We start from the raw sequence: 19,849 nt of genomic DNA, 5'->3' as shown, positions 1-19,849 counted from the left end.
AGCTAAAAATGATCCTCACCGTTACGATGAACCCGTCTGTTGATACGCGCTATCAGCTCGATGAGCTCGTTATCGACGACGTCAACCGCGTGACGCCCGAAAAGACCGCCGGCGGCAAGGGCCTCAACGTGGCCCGTGTGCTGGGTCAGCTGGGCGACGACGTTGTGGCAACCGGTCTGCTCGGCGGCCACATGGGCGCCTACATGGCTGAGCTCATGGACGCCAACGGTATTAACAACGACTTTGTGCCCATCAAGGGCGAGACTCGCATTTGCCTCAACATCCTCCACGCCGGCAACCAGACTGAGCTGCTCGAGAGTGGCCCGACAATTGCCCCCGAGGAGCTCGATGCCTTTACCGCCAAGTTTACCGAGCTTGCGGGCAAGGCCGACGTCGTCACCATTTCGGGTTCGCTGCCCCGCGGTGTCGAGGCAGACTACTATGCCAAGATCACGGGCATTGCCGAGAACGCCGGAGCCAAGGTGCTGCTCGATACCTCGGGTGCTTCGCTCGAGGCCGCCCTTAAGTCCGAAATTAAGCCCGAGCTGGTCAAGCCCAACCTGACCGAGATCAACGGCCTTCTGGGCACGAGCTTTACCACCGACGATGTGGACGAGCTCCGCGCCGCGCTCGCCTCTGATGCCCGCTTCTCCGATATCCCCTGGGTCGTCGTGTCCATGGGTGCTGCCGGCTCCGTTGGCTTCCACAACGGCCGTGCGTTCCGCGCAAAGACGCCCGATATCCCTGCCGTTAACGCCACGGGCTCTGGTGACTCCACTATCGCAGGCTTCGCGCATGCCATTGCTGCTGGCGCAGACGACGAGACGGTGCTGCGTACCGCCAACACCTGCGGCAAGCTCAACGCCATGGATCCCATGACTGGCCACTTGGTTATGGATCGTTGGGACGAGGTCTACAACGGCGTTGTCGTGACCGAGCTGTAAGGGCTTGGGCGTCGGCCCCGGCATCGATTGCTAGCTCATGTCGACGACAAGTGCGATAGCATTATGTCGGGGCGCGACGCCGACGTTGTCGTGTTCAATCCCGACCTTACCCTGGTCGAGACGTATGTGGGCGGCAACAGCGGCGGTAACGCTTTTATCGCGTAGCCGCCAAAGAAACGATCCGAGAGGGGATTTAGATGATTTACGGTGCATTGGGCGATATCGAGGAGTACCGCGGAATGCTCAAGGGCCTCGACGTGCTGATCGACTGGCTCGAGGAGAACGATCCGGCGCAGCTCGAGGTCGGCAGCCATCCGATTCTGGGCGACAAGGTCTATGCGAACGTCATGGCTCCCACGACGCGTCCCGAGGCCGAGGCTCACTATGAGACGCATCAGCGCTATCACGACCTGCAGATCGATGTCGAGGGTCGCGAGGCCTTTAAGGTCGCTACGGGCAGCTTGACGCTGGTCCAGGAGTTTGACGAGAAGGACGACTACGATCTGGTCGATTCCGACGCCTCGATCGCCGGCGATCTTGCTGACGATAAGTTTGCGCTGTTCGTTGCCGGCGAGCCTCATATGCCCACGCTCGAGTTCCCGGGCGATGGCGCGCAGCCGGTCAAGAAGATCTGCTTTAAGCTACTTGCAGATGCTTACTGGGAGGAGTAACGCGCTGCTCGGTTGAGCAGCTGTTCGCGTGTTGGCGTGATTCCCCTAGGGAAACCACGCTAGGACCCCGCCAAACGTGCTTTCCCTAGGGGAATCACGTTTGGCGGGGTTTTCTGTTATTGAATAGGGGAGCTGCCGACGTGGCGATGTTTGGATTGGCACACACGTACTCAAAATCGGCAACAAAAAAGCCGCCCGAAGGCGGCTATCTTGTGCAATGGAGCCAGCGACCGGGCTCGAACCGGTGACCCCCGCTTTACGAGTACGTGACTTTTGCATTTACCGAGATAAGACCAATTTCACTGAATTTAAAATAAATGCAGGTAAATATAGGTAAATAGCAAATACCGAGCTAGCTATTAGAATCGGATTTCCCACTCTTTTCACACTTAGTGAGACTTGAAAGTGTGAAAAGTTTCGATTAGGCTTGCTGGCAAAGCCTTTAAAGCTTTGCCAGCAAGCCTAATCGAAAATCTAACGAGGGATATGATTGCAGGGATTGATAAAAAAGACCGCTCGCGGCACATCGGAATGTATCGATAAGAGCAAAGGCGTCTATCGGATTTATTTCTCCCTGGGAAAAGACCCGGAGACAGGACGGTACCGCCGTAGTCCGTCACGCAGGGTTCACTGCAGAAGCAAGAACCCGAAAAACTGGCCGAGTGAAGTCACCAAGGCGCTGGAGGCCTATAGAGCTGAGCTTGAGGGCGCTTCCAACCGTGGCAATGGTCCTCTGGGCCTATCGGATTATGCGGACAGGTTTCACGCGAACAGGGAGTCGACCATGGGATCACCTCTTGCTTACGAGCGTGAAGGTTTGGACATTCGTCACATACGCGAGCTGTTCGGCAATCCCGATCTCACTCGGCTTAAATCGGATGACGTTCGCACTGCTTATGCCAAGGCTAGAAAAGAAGGCCGATTCAGCGAAAGTGAAATTCGCCGCATCCACATCAAGCTCAAACAGATAATGGAGGATGCCGTCGATAACGACCTTGTGGGCAAAAACCCTTGTAGGGGAGTGAAGCTGCCCAAGCAGAATGTCGAGGCTCGTAAGGCGCTGAGCGCCGATGAGGCGGCAAGGCTTCTTGCCGTCCTTTTGGAGGAGAAGCCATCTTCCTTTATCACATGCACAATGCTTCTGCTTCTCTGCGGTTTGAGGAAGGGGGAAGCCCTGGGTCTTTCATGGGAAGATTATGACCCTGAAGCCAGGACGCTAAGGGTAGTAAAGCAGTACACGAATGACAGGACGTTAAGGCCGCCTAAATCAAAGATGAGCAGGCGTAAGATCTCGGTTGGAAATGAACTTGCCGATTATCTGGACAGGTGGAAAGTCATTCAGCGGAGTGAGTTCGATTCCTTTGCAGTGGGGCAGACTGGAGAAACGCCCATTGTCCATTCCATTGGGGTCGTTGACGCCGCTAACGGCAAACGGGCTCTTGTGACCCGGATGGATGGACATAACTATTCAAGGGCGTTTAGGCTGTTTGCGGCGAAAAACGGCTTCGGTACTTTTGAGGAGAGCAGGGAAGTCATTGGGAGTGACGGCGTCAAACGTACCCGCTATACGGGTTATAGCGGGCTGAAGCCTCATGAGCTGAGACATACTCAAGCAACTTTGCTCGTTGGAGCCAATGCGGATATTAAGACGATACAAGCGCGTCTGGGCCATGCCAGCCCATCGACAACACTGTCTATCTATAGCCATTTCATCGAGGCAAACGACCAGAAGGCTGCTTCAGTACTGGACGATCTCCTAAAAAGTTAAAACGGTAGGGCCCCAATTGGGGCCCTACCGTTTTAACGGATTCGATTGATTACGGCATTATACGGAGGTGTCATTTCGACCGACTGATAGTACGAAGCGTCGAGAAGGTTAAAGTAGCAAATAATCGGTGCGGCAAGATGTTCCTTCATGTTGAGGTACTTGCCGTTATCGTCCGCCACGAGCTTCACTTCATCTCGACGGACGTCTTTCATTTGCGGCCATAATTCGGTCGCTTTCTCGAGCTTATCGTTCTTGTCGTACTCGCCGTTATGGAAAAAGACGAAATGAGGGGCGCAGTATTCGGCTCCGCTGTGAATTTCGATAACGCTAACCTGGTTGCATGCCTTTGCAGCGCTTTCGGGTTCCAGGAGGACCCAATCGGAGGGGAAGACGGCAAAATCGTCACCAAGAAGATCTACTCGTCTCATGCCCATGGCGACCTCATCATCTTCGTACAGATTGGATAGATGTTCGTGGAGTGCGGAAAACTGCTCCTGTTGAAGCCGCTTTGATGCGACGGCCATATTCTCGGAACCGTCATGGCGTAGGCGACTCAGCTCATCGTCAATCGAAGAGATGCCTTGGACACAGGTCTTATCTAGAGAGCGCGCAACCTCGGGGTCAAGTCTCATGATGAGCTTAAAGACGAAATCGATTGCCTCGCCGGGGGTTCTAATAGAATCCGATTTCGTGTTGCGAAGGGAGTCGATTTCGTCAGCGGTTTGGACCTGAACAGTTGTTCCGACTTTAACCTTTTTCATCTTCATGCCTGATACTGGGAGACGTGGCATATTTCCTCCTGTCGTTTTTCATGATGTTAACGCAGGTAAGAAGGTATGTCCATGTTAGTTCAAAAGAAAAGCGAAGAAAGATTGAAAAAAGATTGAAAACTAAGAATTAAAAGCATTAAACTGATTTTCAAGTAAACGCCTGACCAGCCCGACGTTTGGAGTATTAACTTGGTCGCAATTTAATAGCCGCCCGCCCTTCCCATCAAAGTTTGCAGACCGAGGGGAGGGGCGAGCCAGCCAGAAAGGATTCTACCATGCCGGTTGAATCGAATGAGCCGTACGCTGCCGTACAGGCTTCACCTGCGGATTCTTTCAGTCCCAGCTTGGGCCATGAGCGCCTTTTGGGTATCGCGGAAGTGTGTAAGATAACCGGTCTCAGCCCGGTTACGGCGTCAAAGCTTATGAAGGAGAGCGGACGTGCCATCGCGCTCCATCGCCGCATCTATATTCTCGAATCGAGTTTCTTTTCTTACCTTCGTGAATTGGAGGTGAGCGAGCCGTGCAAGCTGTAGATTCGATGAGCATCGGGCTTGATGAAACCGCACTTGACATCTTGAGGAATAAGCCGCTCGGCCATATCGAACACCAAGGCCTAGATACGATTCTCGGCGGAATACGCCAGTACCTGTGCATTGTGCCCGGAGGGCCCGGTACCGGTAAAACCACATTCATGCACCAAATAGCCGACCGTTGGGCCATGGGGGGACACCCGGTTATCGTTTTCGAGGGCGAGCTCAGTCGTGCCAGCATGCTGGCGAAGAGCTTGACTCGTATTTCGGGCGGCGAACTCACCTATGATGATATGTATGGTGGCGATATGTCCGCGGACAAACGCGAGCTTTTTGACAAGATGGTCGAAGTTTATGCCGGCAGTATCGCCGACCGTATGTTTATAGTGTCCGGTGAAATCGAGAAAGACGGGATGCGCCAGCCCATCGAGAAAGTTGCAGCTAAATACGGCGAACCTCCGTTGGTGATTGTCGACTACGCTCAAATTGTCGCGCTTCCTCAAGATCTCCGAACTGTCGATGAACGTATTGGGCTCAAGCTTGTCGCTTCCGAGCTTCGCAGAATTGTGGACGAGACTCATTGCCCGCTCTTCGCTATATCCTCGATTAACCGGACGAACTACGACAAACAAACTACTGGTTTACAGGCAATTGGGGGGTGCAATATGTTCGAGTACTCTGCTGATATCGTTATGTCTCTATCGATTAAAGGAAATAGGACCGAAGAGCGGAACTCCAATATGATTTTAAAAAAACGCCCCGTGATTGCATCGGTTACGAAAAATCGATATGGCTCATGCGGTGTTGTGGAGTTCGAGTTTGATGCCCCAGCGGCAACATTTTGCGAGGTCAAATAATCATGGAACCCGGGCCCTGCATCGGTGGGTACCGGGTGCCCAGCCCATGCTTGTCTTCTGATGAGCTCGCTCGAGCCGAGAACAGAGACCTTCCATTGCTTTCGGCCGCGGAGCTCATCTGGGAACGGAAACGCCTGCTCGATGCTCTTGATGTCTACAGCGAGCAATGGCGTCCATACCATATATATCTCGGAACATTGCCAGGAGTTCCCTTTGATGTATGGGCGCGGGCAAGGATTGGGCGCATCGGCCAGTTGCTTCAAACAATGTCAACTAGATAAAGGTGGCGGGGCCGATGTATCGACCCCGCTCGGATTGGATGGTTATGACTTCCATGAATACGCACATCAACGTGCGAATGAATGAGGTTCAGCGTAAGGCGATCGAGGAGAAGGCGGCGACCATGAATATGCCGGCGTCTACCTTCATGCGTGACGCCGCCCTGCTCTGCGGCGAGAAGCCGGTCAGGGTCGCCGATACGGGGGAGCTTGCCGGCATCAGGACCGAGCTGAAGAAGATCGGCACGAATCTCAACCAGGCGGTCCGTGCCCTCAATACCTACGGCCCCGACCCGGTTGTCCTCAAAAACCTCAACCGGGCGACTTCAATCGTTTCAACCGCGGTAGGCTGGGTCAACGACCTGCTTGCCCGTGCGAGAGAGTAGGTGGTTCATGTGAAGGAGAAGCTGGTCATGGCGCTGGTTTTCGCAGTCCTGCTTACCGCGGGGTTTGCGCCCCTTGTCGCCATTCCCCTCGATTGCGTGATCCTCGGACTTCCAATCGAGCTCGGGTCGATCGGATTCACCCTGAGCGTAGATGGCATCATTTGGTGGTGGGTCAACGTGGCGCCTCACTGCATCCCGGGCTGCCTCGCCTCGTTCGCGCTGTTCCTGTCGGTATTCGTGCTCATGCAGCTATCGGCCTCCTCGAAGGAGCGGGCCGCCGACGGTGGCGTACTCGGAGAGGCACGGGTGAAAACGGGAACCGAGATCGTTCGGGGCTCAGTGATTTGGGGTGGACGCGGACAGCCGAAAAACAGGGGATTCGTGTACGGGTTTGAGAAGACGTTGTTCGGCTCCAAGTATCTGTTCGAGCCGAGGCGCCATATGTTTCTCGACGGCTCAACGGGCGCCGGAAAATCCAGATCACTGCTGATTCCGACAATCGACCTACTGACGTATGGGGAGGATGACGGGGATTCAAACCCGCAGACCATCATAGTGTCCGACGTGAAGAGCGAGCTCATCGAGTTGACGGGTGACGAGTTGGAGCGCCGCGGGTACCGGGTGCTTCTGCTGGACGCCCAGCACCCCGAGAGGAGCGATACGTTCAATCCGCTGGAAATGGTCGATAGGCTCGCTAGCGAGGGAGATCTACCGGGGGCGGAGCAGGCCGCGGACGCCGTCGCCCGTACGCTCATCGCCGGGGAGAGCGATGCGAAGGCGAGCCACTGGACGGAATCCGCGCGGTCGCTGCTCGCCGCGACGATCCTTCTGGCCGTGCTGGACGAGGACTGCCCGCGGGGCTGCAGACACCTCGCGACGGTCTACCACATCATATGTTCGGGGACGGAGGGGACCGGCGAAGACCCATGTGAGCCGCTGAAAGACCTGTTCCGAGCCCTGCCGCAGGGGCATCCGGCCCGCTCGCGTGCCTCGCAGTTCATCTCGAGTGGCGGTAACGAGTTAAGGAGCATCGTCTCCACGCTAAAGGTCAACCTGAGGATCTATGCGTCGGCACCGATTGCGCGCATGATCTCGGGCGATGATATCGATCCGAGCAGAATCCTGAGCGAGAAGACCGCGCTGTTCCTCCACGTGATGGACGAGGGCTCCCCCTATAACGCGATCGCGGCGGTCCTGTTCGAGCAGCTTTATGCCGCCGTATATTCCATCGCGGACGCAGCTGGCGGAAAGCTGCCGCGACCGGTGTCCATTCTCGGTGACGAATGGGGGAACCTGCCTAAGGTCGAGTGCCTGCCGAGCCTTCTCAGCCTTGGACGCTCGTACGACCTGTTCTGGATGGGCGCGGTCCAGAACATCTCTCAGCTGAACAAGTACGGCGAGCGCGATGGGCGGAAGAAGATCCTGGCGAACTGCGGCGTCAAGGTCGCCATGAAGCTGGGCGAGGCCGAGGACCGCCAGTATTTCACCGAGCTGGTCGGGAAGACGACGCGGCACACCATGGGAACAAGCTCGAGCAGGGGACCCTCGGGCGGCACGGGGTCGACATCCTACAGCGAGCACGCCGACGACCTGATCCATCCTTGGGAGTGGACGGAAATGTCCCCCGACAAGAACGGCGTCATCGTGGTGAAGACCGCGGAGAACGGCGTGGGCAGGGAACATGCGGGGTGCTTCCGAGCTCCCGTCTGCGATTGCACGCGGATGCCGACGAAAGAGCATTTCGACCTGGGGACGCGCGAGCACGAGACGGCTAAGAGGATGGAATACCAGGCCAGGCTGATATCAAGGCGAGTGGGACGGGCGGATAGCGTCGATCTCTGGTCTCCCGAATTCGACGAAGAGGCCGCGGTGCCTCCTGTTGCCGACGGATGGTCCGGCCTCTTCGTCGACTGACGGCGGCTTTTGAAGGGAGTTGGAAAATGACTGCGATCAAGCAGACGAGCGTCATGAGCAGGGAGCACCTCCGAAACCTCAAGCGGTATTTCGATTGGGACAGGGAGAAAGTCCTGGACCACGATACCCAGCACATCATCGATGAGGACCGCTGGTTCGAGGAGATGAACGCTACCCGGGAGTCGGCCGGGCACAACCGGCCCGGGAAGCAGGGCGCAAGGTGCACGTACATGCAGCATCAAGTGATCGGCTTCAACCCGGACGAGTGCTCCTGCAACGGCGGGCCGATGACGCCCTCGCGGTGCATGGAGTACGCGAGGGACTACATCGCCAGGCGCTATCCCAACCAGGAGATCGTGATTGTGCTGCATGAGGAAAGATGCAGGTCGGATGGATCGGCCCGATTCGCCGCTCACCTCGCCATCAATAGGACGGACCTTGAGACGGGGCGGCGCCTGAACGACGGGCCGGCGAGGGCGGCGGCGAAATCCCGTGTGAGAACGGTGAAGGAGCTCGATACGGAGTACGGCCTGAGCCAGCTCGAAAGGGGCCTCCCGAACTCGAAGGTACACGCGCGCCAGCCCGGTCGCGAGGAGCGCGAGATGGCAAAGAAGGGGAGATCCGACAAATCCGAGAACGCAAGGGTCCGAGCGATTATCGCCCAGAGGGCAGAGGAGGTCGGGAGGCTCAAGAGCTGCCCCGACCGCTTCGGAGAGTTTGCAAGGCGGTTGGAATCGGATGGGATCGAGATCGCCCGATCCAAGCGGGGGGCGCTGCAATATCGCTATCACTCGGAGTCCCTCGGCAAGACGAGGAAGATCAACGGCGCGAGGCTCGGCTATGCCGTCAACCGCTCGACCGGACGGATCATGAGGTTCACGGCAAGGGGTATCGACCTTGCCATGCGGGCCGCCTGGGAGCTTGCCCGCGAGGGCACGGATGACGGAAGAGGCCGAGATTGACTTTCATATCTGGGGTCCGTGCAACAGCCGGCAAGGCTGTTGCACGGTTCTGCGGGATCGACTTCGGAGCGGTTCGCACATCCCGGCTTCGGCCGGGCAAGATATTTCGTTGCACGGAATACATATCTTGCATGCCCCGTGTAGCGGAAGTCCATGCGGTTGGAGTGCAACGGGACAGGTGAGCGGAGGTGCAGTGATGGCGACCCTTGGGAGCCATCGAACGGAGCCGGAGCGAGAGCCGGCGGGGCGTGACACGGCGGGGCGATCGCGAGTTGAAGCCGAGTGATTGGCCCGCCGTTCACGGCCCGCCGGCGGCCGCCCGGGGTTCCAAGGGGACTCGTCCCTTTGGCGCGCAGGGGTCCGGGGATGGCGCGAGACATCCCCGTGAAACGCCGCGACGGGCACGCCCGTGTTAGCGTCAATCTATTTTTCACCAGTTTCGCCAAATAGGCGCGCCGTTCGCGCAAAGGCGGTTTCACCGGTTGCGCCAACGTATTATCACCGATTCCGGTCACGGCCTGACGGGCCCGTCCCTCGGCAGGTCCAACAGCTTGTAGGACCTGCCGGTTATCTTGACCAGGTGGCAGTGGCGGCACACCCTGTCCGCGATCGCGCTCGCCGCCACGTCGTCCCCGAACACCCTGCCCCAGCCGCTGATCCCCACGTTGGTGGTGATGATCGTCGAGCGCTGCTCGCAGCGCGTCGATATCAGCCGGAACAGCAGGCCCGCGCCCGCGCTGCCGACATCGAGGTAGCCGAGCTTGTCGATGATCAGCAGCCTCGAGTGGACGTAGTACTTGAGCCTCTTCTTGAGGATGCCGCGCGACGAGGCGTCCTCAAGGTCCTCGACGAGCCGGGCGCAGTCCACGAACCTGACCTCGCGCCCCGCCCCGACCGCCTCGATGCCCAGCGCGACGGCGAGATGCGTCTTGCCCACGCCGGGGCTTCCCACGAACAGGACGTTCTCGGCCCGCTCCACGAACCTGAGGGTCGCGAGCTCCTCGATCTCGGCGCGAGGGACCGACGGCTGGAAGTCCCAGTCGAAGTCCGCCAGCCCCTTGACGTAGGGGAACCCCGACGACCGAATGCGCTGGTTGGTGATCCTGACCTCCCGGGCGGCGACCTCGACGCGCGTCATCTCCTCGAGGGCGGAGGCGAAGCCCCGCTCGCCCGCGTCGACCATCCTCACGTAGTCGGGCAGGGACGCCGCCATCTCTTGCGCCCCTCCCGGAACTGTCCACACCAGTGTAGCCAATCCAAGGTCGACCTCGCCAGGTCCATCGCGCGCCACAGCCGCGGCCTTGGCGACCTGTCGTAGCATTCGCACGCCCTCCCGCAGACGGGGCACCGCAGCCCGAAACTCGTCCACGGCCTGACGCCGACGATTATCCTGCCGCCGTCGATGCTGGCGTACTCGATCACGGTGTGGACCAGCGCGAGCGCGCGGCTTAGTATCCTGTTCATGCGTCAGGGCCTTTCCGGTAGGTTGATGTAGCAAGCGAAATCCTACCCTGCCCGGCGCGGAAACGGCCCCCTCTCGGGGCCGTTTCCCTTATATGCGGAACTTTTCTGCATCCACCTGCGGAAAAATTGATGTCTCGCCCACAGAAACTACCGAAGAGCCTAAAATCGGCTTATATTCAAACAGACACAAGGAGGGATTAATTATGGAATGGAGCTTTGACGAAATAAGGGGATTTATCCCGAAATCGATTTCTCTCCCATACTCAAGAGAGGAAAAGAACGGGTACCGCTCTGTTCTAACCGGACGCGATGAGCTGAACTATATCATGTTGAACGGAAGCGGGAGCTACATCGTCTCTCTGTGCGATGGTAAAAACACCGTCGAAACAATCCTTAATCGGATGTGCGACAAGTTTCCAGACGCCAATCCGGACATGCTCAAATCTGACTTAGCCTCGGCAATGAGAGGCTTCAGCGTATCGAGACTAATAGGATGGGTCAAAACTCCGACCGAAAATGGCACACCCATTGCCGATGAGATTTGCGTGGACAATGGGACCCATATACGGCTTGCCCAAGAAAACGATATTCGCCTGATTTGCTCCCTGGCAAGCCAGGCGAGCTCATCAGAACCAGAAAGTCCCACAATTGTCTACGGTTGGCCTCTTTCCGTCGAGCAGTATGAACGACCGCTAGAGGTGCGAAACGGATTGTTCAATCTGAGCAAGGAATTTTTCATTGTATATGAGTCAGGGAGACCAACCGGTCTACTCGGCCTCGCCCCCTCCAGCAATCCTTTACTCAGATACGCAGACATCTGTCTTCTTTTGTGCCCCGCAAGCATCGCCGTTCAATGTATTGCCGCTGCGGCCAGCTTCTATCGTCAAGAATTTTGCGATGTTCCCAATTTTTTCCACCTGAACCTAACCAGCAAGGAAATTGCATCAAACGAAGGAATTCGAAATCTTATCAATGAGCCAGAATTCACTTGCGCTGGCACTTTTCCAGGTGAGTGCAGCGACGGCGACTGCATGAATGTATACTGTTTTTCAGAAGTCTGTTAAGAGGAACCATGGGACGAGTTTCGGAAAACAAGTACACCAACGTTCTCAGAGCGCCACATCACGTCGCCCTTGACATAACAAACAAGTGCAACTTGAGATGTCTGCACTGCTATAACAGCAGCGGCGAGAATGAGGTCATGCACGACGAGTTGACCTCAGATGAACTTTTTGTTTTCGCAAAGGAAATGGCAGACATGTCGCTTTACAGCATGTGTTTCTGTGGAGGAGAAACCTTGTTGCGCAGTAAAGATATCTTGCGCTGCCTTCCCATATTGCGAGATGGGAATGTTGCAGCGAGCCTGGTAACCAACGGGCTTCTCCTCACGGAATCCCTTCTCCGAGATTTAGAAGATTCCGGACTCAAAAGCATCCAATTTAGCCTAGACGGCATTGGGTCAGCTCACGATAGGCTGAGGGGACATGAGAGAGCCTTCGAAATCGTCGAAGAAGCAGTTGCCACCGTACTCAACCATTCCGATTTGCACCTTGCTATCGCATTTACGCCCACGTCGTTCAACACCGAACAGTTTCCCGATGTCATCTCACTATTAGATGAGATTTTCACCAAATCTAACAGGCCGAAGAGGACGCCGGGTGACTTTATCGAACTACGTGTCCAACCCCTCATGGTTTTGGGCCGTGCGCGAAAGAACACATTTATTAGACCGGACTATTCCCAATACCGTACGTTGATTCACGCCATTCAAGAGGACGACTTCCTTCGGAAGCACCCGAATGTCCGACCGCAATGGGGCGACCCCGTCGACCATCTAATTCGCTTCTCTGACAACCGATATCTATTAGATCAGGTTTCAGTGCACGCAAACGGCGACATCGTCGTTTCTCCGTATATCCCGTTAGTGGTTGGCAACATCAGAAACCACCCTCTTGAGGATTACTGGAACAACGGACTTAGCTCAATTTGGTCCACAAAACTGGTTCAAGACCTCTGTAACCACATGTGGACCATTGACGACATGGAGCGTATGTCCGACACAATTTGCGATATAGATATGGGAGGTGATCTACACGTTGACCTGATTGATGATACCGCGGATGAACTGTTGAACTCATCGTTGAAGGAGATGTTGGGTTAAATGTACGAGAAGCCCGTAGTAGACAACATGAATCCGACCAGAGCATCGACTCTTGGAACGGAAACTTGGTTCGACATGTATTACATCGTGTGGGGAGCAAATGTGGCGGTCGGAGTCACCGCAGTTGGAGCCTATGAACTGGTCCTCATCACTTTTGCCGCAGCACTTCCCCTCAGCGAGCAAGGTGGCCAAGACGAGCAATGAGTCCTGAAGCGCTAAGATCATCCATTGGCGGCATGGTAGGAGGAATCTGCTTTCTCGTTGTCGGGGTGTTAATGGTAAAGACCGGCAATCCCGGCCTGATTCACAGTTACCATATCGCTCATATTCCAAGCGAGAAGATTCCTCTTGTTGCCAGATTGGTCGGACTCGGAATAGCGTTGACGGGAGCCGGTCTCGTTCTCGCGGGCATCATTGCCTTTGCGTCCCAAATCCCATTATCGGCATCGGCGGCTTTCATTCTGCCGCTCATCATAATCTTTGCCGGTCTTGGCGTCTCCTTGCTAACGATCGTAGTGTTCACATTTCGACCATGGTCATAATGGATTTCCTATTGCATGAAACTTCAGGCGCATGCCCAACAAACAATGCAAAAAATTACAGCTTTAGTCGGACGGCTGTTTTATTTTTCAGCCGTCCGACTGCCGTGCGCGGCCTATTGATCGAACATAAAATTCCCGTTTCTATGAGGATCCAGCTCGCAAAGACTCTCTATGGAAGCGCTCGTGCCGATTAGTCGCCGCTTCGTTTCCACCGAACCGCGGTGTAAGGTGTCATCAGTTGGTATTTCATACCTGATAGATTGGGGCCATTCTTGATTCGGTACGTCTTATCGAAGTTTAGTAAAACAAAGGGTGCTTTCACGTTCATTGCCATCACGACGATTGGAATCGCCCTTTCCTATGCCGCACCATATGTGAACGGAAAGTTCTTAGATTTCCTTCTTGCCAATCGCAGCGAGAAGGATGCTGTGCTTTTTGCGCTCCTCGTAGCTTCAATAGGGGTCTTTTCTGCCTTATTTTCATATTTTGCAGGAACGTTATCTATCCGTATATCCACAAAGCTTTCTTTTGACCTACTCAGGGAAACCGTCTTGCGCTTTGAGCGAGTTAATTTTCTGACGAACCGAACAACCGACTCAGCCTATACGACGCAAAGGATTTTCACTGACTCAGGTGTTGTTTCTTCTTTCGTTCTAACAAACTTTATCAGCGCTCCCCTGTCTGTTGTCGCCATTCCTTTCGTGTTGCTCGTCATATGGTCGGTTGATCCACTCCTCGCACTATTCTCCATCCTCCTTCTTGTGGCATATCTCTTCGTTATTACCGGATTGCGAAAGCTTCTATATAAAGTCATGTACGAGAAGAAGGAGGCAGATAGCGCTTTCTATGCCGTAATAGCATCGCAGTTGAATCAGATTCTCAACATTCAGTTAACGTCTTCATACAATAAAAGCGAGCTAGCACTTGACACCGGATTTGAAAAGTATTTTCCAAAGGTCTTGCACTCGGGAAAGCTCTCATTCTCACTAACATCGATTGACAGCCTTTTTGCTGCCGTGTTTCAAGCGATAATACTCATCGTATCCGGAGTGCGAATCATCAATGGAACCATGACGATAGGCGAATACACCATCGTCGGTGCATATTTTGCCGTCCTATTTAAAACCTTGAAAAACACGATGAACCTGTTCAAGTCCTATCAGGATGCCAAGGCTTCGTGGGACAGGATGAGCGCCATGGGAAAGGTAGGACCGGAACCAGAGCAAGATCAGACAGGTTTAGTCAAGATTGACACAATAAATCGCATTTCTGTTTCCAAGTTGGATTTTACGGTACCCCTTCCAGACGGATCTCCCCGAAAGGTTCTTGACGGATTTTCCTTCGATTTCTCCGGCCCTGGAACATACTGCATAACCGGAGAAAATGGAAGAGGAAAAACGTCGCTCCTTTACCTGCTCCTTGGGCTGTATCCATCGGCAGGCAAAGTAACATACAACGACATGCCGATTGAAAAATGCAATTTGGATTACATACGTTCAGACACGATATCGTGCTGCCCCCAACCGTGCTTCGCTCCAGATGAGACGGTTCGGGACCTGTTGGATTATTTCAACACCCCATTTTTTACAAAGCACCAGCATATGAATGAGCTACCGTCGTTGACAACCAGCATAGAGGGCTTGCTTGAGAAACGTTGTCCTGAACTTTCGGGTGGTGAGCTGCGCCGTGTATACTTGTGGTCGGCAATTTCCCGTAATCCATCAGTCTTGGTGCTCGATGAGCCTACAACTGGATTGGATGAAACAAGCCGAGCCGAACTCGCTTCGTATGTCAGAAACAACAAATTGAAACAGCTCATTATCATTGTTTCACATGATAATGAGCTGGCAAATGCAGCGGAAACGATCGTCAGTCTAGATAACGCGTCACACCGTTGCGCAAATCGATAGGACCGCATCGAATCGCAGCAATTGCAGAAGGCTAAGCTATAAAGATTGCCCTTTACCCATGCGTATCTCAAGGCCTTCGATGATGATCCTTGATACCGTGGTGTTGTGTTCCGCCGCGTAGGTGCTCATCTCTTGCTTCTGCTCTTCCGTAACCCAAAAGGTGATGCACTCCCCTTTCTTGCGACTTGTCGAATCCTCTTTGTTTCGTGTGTCTTGATTACCCATGAGGGTCATGCTCGCCTCTCCAACGGGCATGACGCGGCGAGTTGGCTTCTTAATTGCCACCGTAAATCTCCTTATCCTCCTCGATGCTCTCCTTCACCTGTTTGAGTAATCGTCCTCTTTGACACCGGCGATATTGCGCTTACGCACCGTCCGCTCACATCCCGAATATTCCCGTCGGCACCGTCCCCCTGGTACGTTCTGGCTGTCCATGCAGCCGAGACCAAGGAGGTACAGCATGGCGAGAAGGATAAGGGCCAGGGAGGCCCTCAGGCGCCGTGCGTGGTACCGTCAAGATTCTTTCGCAAATTGATCGAGGCGGCCTCGGCCCCGCCTTGCTCTAGCCCTCCGCCTTCTTGCCCAGCTCGTCCATCTCCTCCAGCTTCGACATGTCCAGGTACCTCCTCTTGCCCCATTCGTGCTCCACGATGTACTTCAGCCTCGCCGTCACCGGCATCAGGGCCGAGTTGCCGTCCGGGAAGGTCCCTACGACCCTCGTCCTCCGCCTGATCTCGCGGTTGATGCGCTCGATACCGTTATTAGTCCGGATTCTGCGCCAGCGCTCCGGCGGGAAGTCCGTGTGGGCAAGCGTCTCGGAGAAGCCGTCGCGCACCGTCCTTGCGGCCGCGCCGAGCCTCATCCCGTCCAGCTCGCCCGCCACCTCCGCCGCCTTCCTCGAGCACGCCTCGCGCGACTCCTGCGCGTGGATCGCCTTCAGCATGCGCGCCGCGGCCTTCCTCCTGGTCACGGGCACCCTTCCCAACACGTTGCGGTAGAAGTGGACCGTGCGGCGCCGGTGGCGTGCCCCGGGGAACGCCTCCCCGGGCGCACCGAGCATCCCCGCGCACCTGTCGCCGGCGACGAGCCGCGCGCCGGAGAGCCCGCGCCCCTTGAGCCATGAGAAGAACTCGCGCCACGAGTCCGCCGACTCGGTGTAGCCCTCCGCGCAGCCGATGACCTCCCGGTCGCCGGCGGAGTTGACGCCGATGGCCACCGGAACGGCCGCGTTCTCGTAGGACCCTCCCCAGCCGCGCTTGAGGTAGATGCCGTCGACGAAAACGTAAGGGCAATCGCCCTCGAGCGGCCTCTGGCGCCAGGCCTCGATGGACGCGAACGCCTTCTCGTTGAGGTTGGAGACGGTGCCGGGGGACACGGGCGCTCCCCAGAGGAGTTCGGAGACGTCCTCGATTCTCCTGGTCGAGACGCCCGCGAGGTACATCTCGACGATGGCCTCCTCGACCGAGGTCTCGCGCCTGCGGTGGCGCTCGATGACGGCCGTCTGGAAGGTCGCGCCGCGCAGCTTCGGCACGCTGGGCTCGACCTCTCCGGCCCCGGTGACGAGCTTTCTCGCGTAGTGGCCGCTGCGGTATGCCTCCCGGCCCGCCGTCCTCTCGTAGCGCCCGGCCCCTGCGAGCTCGGACGCCTCCTCGTCGAGCGGCGCGTCGGGCGTCTCCTCGACGGTCCTCCTCACCAGATTCTCTATGTCCTTGCGCAGCGACTCCTCGTCGGCTGTTACGATGTTCGCAGACACGGCCCGTGCCCCCTTCGTCGTTGATTTGTTGTTTAGCCGCTAGAAATCATATGACGGGGCGCGGGCCGTGTTCCGCTATGCGGTTGTCAATTTGCGAAAGAAATTATGCGTCACCCCGTGCGTCCGGCCTGTCGCAGAACGCGATAGGCCGCGCGGCGCACATTGACCTGTGTCAAGATTTCGGACACGGAATTGAGAGGAATCATGCTGCCATAGGCATCGCGTCGGGCTTGGGATCGGGCCGCTCGAAGAAGGCGGGCTTGGGATCGGTCCGCTCGAAGAAGTCGGCCATGGCTTCGGCCGGCACCCTGTAGCCTATCGAGGAATGCGGCCTCCGCCTGCTGTAGTACGCCTCGATGAACTCGACGACTGCGTGCCTGGCCTCGGCCCCGGTGGCGAATCGCCTGCGGTAGTGCATCTCGTTCTTCAGCGTGGCGAAGAACGACTCGGCGACGGCGTTGTCGCGGCAGCTTCCCGTGCGGCTGCAGGAAAGCCGCACGGGAAGCTGCCGCGCGCCCATTCGGCCGGAAGCCTGCTGGCGTGCTGCGCGCCGCGGTCCGTGTGGAATATGGCGTTGCCCGCCACGTATCCTCGCGATTTGGCGGATTCCAGCGCCGCCGCCGCGATGTCGGCGGTCATGCGGCCCGACAGCGACCACCCGACCACCATGCGCGTGTTCAGGTCGATCGCGGTCGCCAGGTGCAGCCGGCCCTCGCCGGTGCGCAGGTAGGCGATGCCGCCCACGAGCTTGCAGGTGGGGACCGGGCTCGTGAAGTCGCGGCGCACCAGGTCGGGCCTGGGCTCGGCCTTGGGGTCGGGAATCGCGGCGCGCTTGCGCCGGTTTGGCGTGCAGCCGCGTATGCCCAGCCCGCGCATCAGCCTGCGCACCCGATACGGGGTCAATCCGGAGAACTCGGCGGGCAGGAAGCACTCCGCGAACCTCGCGCCGAACCTGCGGTCCGACTCCAGCCAGACGCGCCCCACGGCCTCGCGCTCGGCCGACCGGTCGTCTTCGGGGCAGCCGTTGGAAAGCCACGAGTAGAAGCCCGACCTGCTCACGCAAAGGATCCTCGCCATGGGCGTGATTGGGTATTCGGCCTTCTCCGCCAGCATCAGCCGGTAGCGCGCGGCCACCCCTGCTCTCTGGCGAAGAAGGCCGCGGCTTTTTTCAGGAAGGCGCTCTCCATCTCGAGCTCGCGTATGCGCCTCCTGGCCTCGCGCGGCTCGCGGTCCTCGGCCTTGGGGTCGGGCCCGCCGGAAAGCTCGCGCCTGCGGTCCTGCACCCACTTGTTCACCGTCTTGGAATCCAGCCCGAGCTCGGCGCAGCACTCGGTGATGGGCCTGCCCGTCGAGATGATGTAGCCGGCCGTCTCGCGCCTGAACTCGTCGGTGTATTTCGCCGGCTGGTTTGCCATGGCTCGTCCTTTCGTCCGTTGCCCTGCATTCTAGGGGAAAATAGGTTCCTCTTGAACGCGTGTCCGAAAAGACGATACAGGTCATTGATTGGAAGGCTGTATGGACGTCAGGCTGCTTGGAAAGAAAAACGTGGGCGAGGGCCTTGGGGTCGCTGTTCTCGTTGATTCGGCTTTTGCAGAGTTAAAAGACAAGAGCGATGAGCAGTTGGCGGAGGCCCAGAGATTTTTGATTGACTTTATGAAAAAAGTTGCTCGGCTAAAGGGAGTGAGAATTGATCGGCCCCATTTCCTCCGCTCGGAGCTGAGGAGGAAGGGTGTCCATAAAGATGTCGTCGAGTTTGCCGTGGAAACGACCCCCGTTACCGCCGGAATCGATGTGGGCCTGATCGATAGAATTGCTAGAGAAGTAATTGATTTTGAGGCAAAGAAGTCAACCGCCTTTTCCTTTGCAGCGGGTCTTCCCGGAGGTGTCGCGATGGTGGGCACCATTCCTGCCGATATTACGCAATACTACGTGCACGCATTCAGGATTATGCAGAAACTGGCATACCTGTATGGCTGGCAGACCTTTTTTGAAGAATGTGACGACGTTGATGACGAGACTCTCTGCGAAATGGCAGTGTTGCTCGGTGTGATGATGGGTGTAGGCAGCGCGAATTCGATGCTAACCGTAATCGCCAAAAACGCCCAAGAGGCGGTCGCGAAAAAGGTCGCTCGCCAGTCGCTAACCAAGACCAGTTGGTATCCGATCCTGAAGAAGCTCTTGAGCTTCATGGGTATCAAGATAACAAAGCAGACGGTGGGGGATGCCGCTGGCAAGGTAGTTGTGGGCGTCGGTGGCGTAATCTCTGGTGCTATCACCTTTATGGGTCTTTCAAAGGGGTCGGCGCGCTTGTGTAGGCAGCTTAAGTGCTTGCCGCAGGCAAACGAGCGGATTCCTGGCACTGGGTACTATGAAAAGGATGAGGCCGCGGTTGCCAAGAAGAGGATTGACGAAGCGGAACCCCTCTTTATCGAAAAGTTCGGATTTACTCCCATGTTCTACGGCTCTATTGTTGAATATGCTGACCGGCTGGAGGAGTCACTGGCGACTGGAGAAGCGAAGCTGGATGCATATAATCCGGACGTTCTTCTCTGATACTCAGCGGAATTAGGCTATGCGTAACAGGATTGTTGTTCGATCTAATGTGAACGTTGGATGATGCTAACTATTTATGGAAAACAGTTAAAAAAGTTATTCACCCCTTTTTCACTCCTCGGAGAAGGAGGAAAGAGACGCGAAAACAAAAAAGCCCAGAAGCAATTACGCTTCTGAGCTGCACTAATGCAATGGAGCCAGCGACCGGGCTCGAACCGGTGACCCCCGCTTTACGAGAGCGGTGCTCTACCAACTGAGCTACGCTGGCGGCCATATGATGACGCAACTGAGGCGTCAACGGCTGTCTATGATACGGGACATCGCACATCCGCGCAAGGGTTCTGACGGCTTTTCTCACTTTAAATGCACTAATATTGGAGACGTGA

21 protein-coding genes and 1 tRNA gene are annotated in these 19,849 nt (G+C 56.4%); 14 read left to right on the top strand and 8 right to left on the bottom strand.

Features of this window, described 5'->3' with window-relative positions; genetic code table 11:
• The first annotated feature begins 8 nt into the window (after positions 1–8).
• The 3 genes from KTF55_RS07470 (at position 9) to xerC (ending at position 3,383) form a co-directional block, all read left to right on the top strand.
• Positions 9–944 (top strand): hexose kinase, encoded by a 936-nt coding sequence (locus KTF55_RS07470; RefSeq protein ID WP_117756831.1) that lies wholly within the window; start codon positions 9–11, stop codon positions 942–944.
• A gap of 197 nt (positions 945–1,141) precedes the next feature.
• Positions 1,142–1,615, top strand: a complete 474-nt coding sequence (locus KTF55_RS07465) for a YhcH/YjgK/YiaL family protein (RefSeq protein WP_117743267.1) — start codon at positions 1,142–1,144, stop codon at positions 1,613–1,615.
• A 490-nt stretch (positions 1,616–2,105) separates the two neighbouring features.
• Positions 2,106–3,383 carry a tyrosine recombinase XerC gene (gene xerC / locus KTF55_RS07460; RefSeq protein WP_199412365.1) on the top strand — a complete coding sequence of 426 codons (1,278 nt, stop codon included), beginning with the start codon at positions 2,106–2,108 and terminating at the stop codon, positions 3,381–3,383.
• Positions 3,384–3,415: 32 nt separating this feature from the next.
• On the opposite strand, the gene KTF55_RS07455 is transcribed toward xerC, so the two are convergent.
• Positions 3,416–4,144: a hypothetical protein gene (locus KTF55_RS07455; RefSeq protein WP_217108218.1), complete on the bottom strand. Its 729-nt coding sequence runs from the start codon at positions 4,142–4,144 to the stop codon at positions 3,416–3,418.
• A 284-nt stretch (positions 4,145–4,428) separates the two neighbouring features.
• Between KTF55_RS07455 and KTF55_RS07450 the strand changes: the two genes are divergently transcribed.
• The 5 genes from KTF55_RS07450 to KTF55_RS07430 all read left to right on the top strand — a co-directional run bounded on the left by KTF55_RS07450 (position 4,429) and on the right by KTF55_RS07430 (position 9,080).
• Complete coding sequence (locus tag KTF55_RS07450) at positions 4,429–4,686, top strand: helix-turn-helix domain-containing protein (RefSeq protein ID WP_117847918.1); 258 nt, start codon at positions 4,429–4,431, stop codon at positions 4,684–4,686.
• Positions 4,674–5,540, top strand: coding sequence for a DnaB-like helicase C-terminal domain-containing protein (locus KTF55_RS07445; RefSeq protein WP_147332611.1), 867 nt, complete (start codon positions 4,674–4,676; stop codon positions 5,538–5,540). Before KTF55_RS07450 ends, KTF55_RS07445 begins: the two co-directional genes overlap by 13 nt.
• Before the next feature lie 325 nt (positions 5,541–5,865).
• On the top strand, positions 5,866–6,204 hold the full coding sequence (mobC, locus tag KTF55_RS07440; RefSeq protein WP_217108217.1) for a plasmid mobilization relaxosome protein MobC: 339 nt from the start codon (positions 5,866–5,868) through the stop codon (positions 6,202–6,204).
• A 9-nt stretch (positions 6,205–6,213) separates the two neighbouring features.
• Positions 6,214–8,118 (top strand): type IV secretory system conjugative DNA transfer family protein, encoded by a 1,905-nt coding sequence (locus tag KTF55_RS07435; RefSeq protein ID WP_217108216.1) that lies wholly within the window; start codon positions 6,214–6,216, stop codon positions 8,116–8,118.
• Between the two features lie 26 nt (positions 8,119–8,144).
• Positions 8,145–9,080, top strand: a complete 936-nt coding sequence (locus KTF55_RS07430; protein WP_217108215.1) for a relaxase/mobilization nuclease domain-containing protein — start codon at positions 8,145–8,147, stop codon at positions 9,078–9,080.
• A gap of 511 nt (positions 9,081–9,591) precedes the next feature.
• Here KTF55_RS07430 and istB read toward each other — a convergent pair.
• Positions 9,592–10,293: an IS21-like element helper ATPase IstB gene (gene istB / locus KTF55_RS07425; RefSeq protein WP_226790640.1), complete on the bottom strand. Its 702-nt coding sequence runs from the start codon at positions 10,291–10,293 to the stop codon at positions 9,592–9,594.
• A 454-nt stretch (positions 10,294–10,747) separates the two neighbouring features.
• Between istB and KTF55_RS07420 the strand changes: the two genes are divergently transcribed.
• The 5 genes from KTF55_RS07420 to KTF55_RS07400 all read left to right on the top strand — a co-directional run bounded on the left by KTF55_RS07420 (position 10,748) and on the right by KTF55_RS07400 (position 15,157).
• Entirely contained in the window at positions 10,748–11,608 is an 861-nt protein-coding gene (locus KTF55_RS07420) for a PqqD family protein (RefSeq protein ID WP_195404846.1), read from the top strand.
• Between the two features lie 8 nt (positions 11,609–11,616).
• Positions 11,617–12,705, top strand: coding sequence for a radical SAM protein (locus KTF55_RS07415; RefSeq protein ID WP_195404845.1), 1,089 nt, complete (start codon positions 11,617–11,619; stop codon positions 12,703–12,705).
• Positions 12,706–12,909, top strand: a complete 204-nt coding sequence (locus KTF55_RS07410) for a hypothetical protein (RefSeq protein ID WP_195404844.1) — start codon at positions 12,706–12,708, stop codon at positions 12,907–12,909. It abuts the gene before it with no gap.
• A complete protein-coding gene (locus tag KTF55_RS07405) occupies positions 12,906–13,247 on the top strand; it encodes a hypothetical protein (protein ID WP_217108213.1) in 342 nt (113 codons plus the stop codon). Before KTF55_RS07410 ends, KTF55_RS07405 begins: the two co-directional genes overlap by 4 nt.
• Positions 13,248–13,519: 272 nt before the next feature.
• Positions 13,520–15,157 carry an ABC transporter ATP-binding protein gene (locus KTF55_RS07400; RefSeq protein WP_195404842.1) on the top strand — a complete coding sequence of 546 codons (1,638 nt, stop codon included), beginning with the start codon at positions 13,520–13,522 and terminating at the stop codon, positions 15,155–15,157.
• Positions 15,158–15,193: 36 nt separating this feature from the next.
• Here the strand turns inward: KTF55_RS07400 and KTF55_RS07395 are convergent, their stop codons facing one another.
• The 5 genes from KTF55_RS07395 to KTF55_RS07375 all read right to left on the bottom strand — a co-directional run bounded on the left by KTF55_RS07395 (position 15,194) and on the right by KTF55_RS07375 (position 18,325).
• Complete coding sequence (locus KTF55_RS07395) at positions 15,194–15,442, bottom strand: hypothetical protein (RefSeq protein ID WP_217108212.1); 249 nt, start codon at positions 15,440–15,442, stop codon at positions 15,194–15,196.
• A 277-nt stretch (positions 15,443–15,719) separates the two neighbouring features.
• Entirely contained in the window at positions 15,720–16,910 is a 1,191-nt protein-coding gene (locus KTF55_RS07390; RefSeq protein WP_217108211.1) for an IS256 family transposase, read from the bottom strand.
• A 202-nt stretch (positions 16,911–17,112) separates the two neighbouring features.
• Positions 17,113–17,430, bottom strand: a complete 318-nt coding sequence (locus KTF55_RS07385) for an integrase core domain-containing protein (RefSeq protein WP_226790639.1) — start codon at positions 17,428–17,430, stop codon at positions 17,113–17,115.
• Positions 17,337–18,044, bottom strand: coding sequence for a DDE-type integrase/transposase/recombinase (locus KTF55_RS10155; RefSeq protein WP_217108209.1), 708 nt, complete (start codon positions 18,042–18,044; stop codon positions 17,337–17,339). The genes KTF55_RS07385 and KTF55_RS10155 overlap by 94 nt, the downstream gene beginning before the upstream one ends.
• The gene (locus KTF55_RS07375; protein WP_217108208.1) at positions 18,023–18,325 is read right to left on the bottom strand and encodes a transposase; all 303 of its coding nucleotides are present in this window, start codon (positions 18,323–18,325) and stop codon (positions 18,023–18,025) included. Before KTF55_RS07375 ends, KTF55_RS10155 begins: the two co-directional genes overlap by 22 nt.
• A gap of 100 nt (positions 18,326–18,425) precedes the next feature.
• On the opposite strand from KTF55_RS07375, the gene KTF55_RS07370 reads away from it, so the two are divergent.
• Entirely contained in the window at positions 18,426–19,463 is a 1,038-nt protein-coding gene (locus KTF55_RS07370) for a hypothetical protein (RefSeq protein ID WP_217108207.1), read from the top strand.
• 192 nt (positions 19,464–19,655) lie between these two features.
• Here the strand turns inward: KTF55_RS07370 and KTF55_RS07365 are convergent.
• A tRNA-Thr gene (locus KTF55_RS07365) sits at positions 19,656–19,731 on the bottom strand.
• Positions 19,732–19,849 lie beyond the last annotated feature (118 nt).

The organism is Collinsella sp. MSK.8.10 (assembly GCF_019041915.1).
Taxonomy (GTDB): Bacteria; Actinomycetota; Coriobacteriia; order Coriobacteriales; family Coriobacteriaceae; genus Collinsella.
This window is presented reverse-complemented; position numbering and strand designations above follow the sequence as displayed.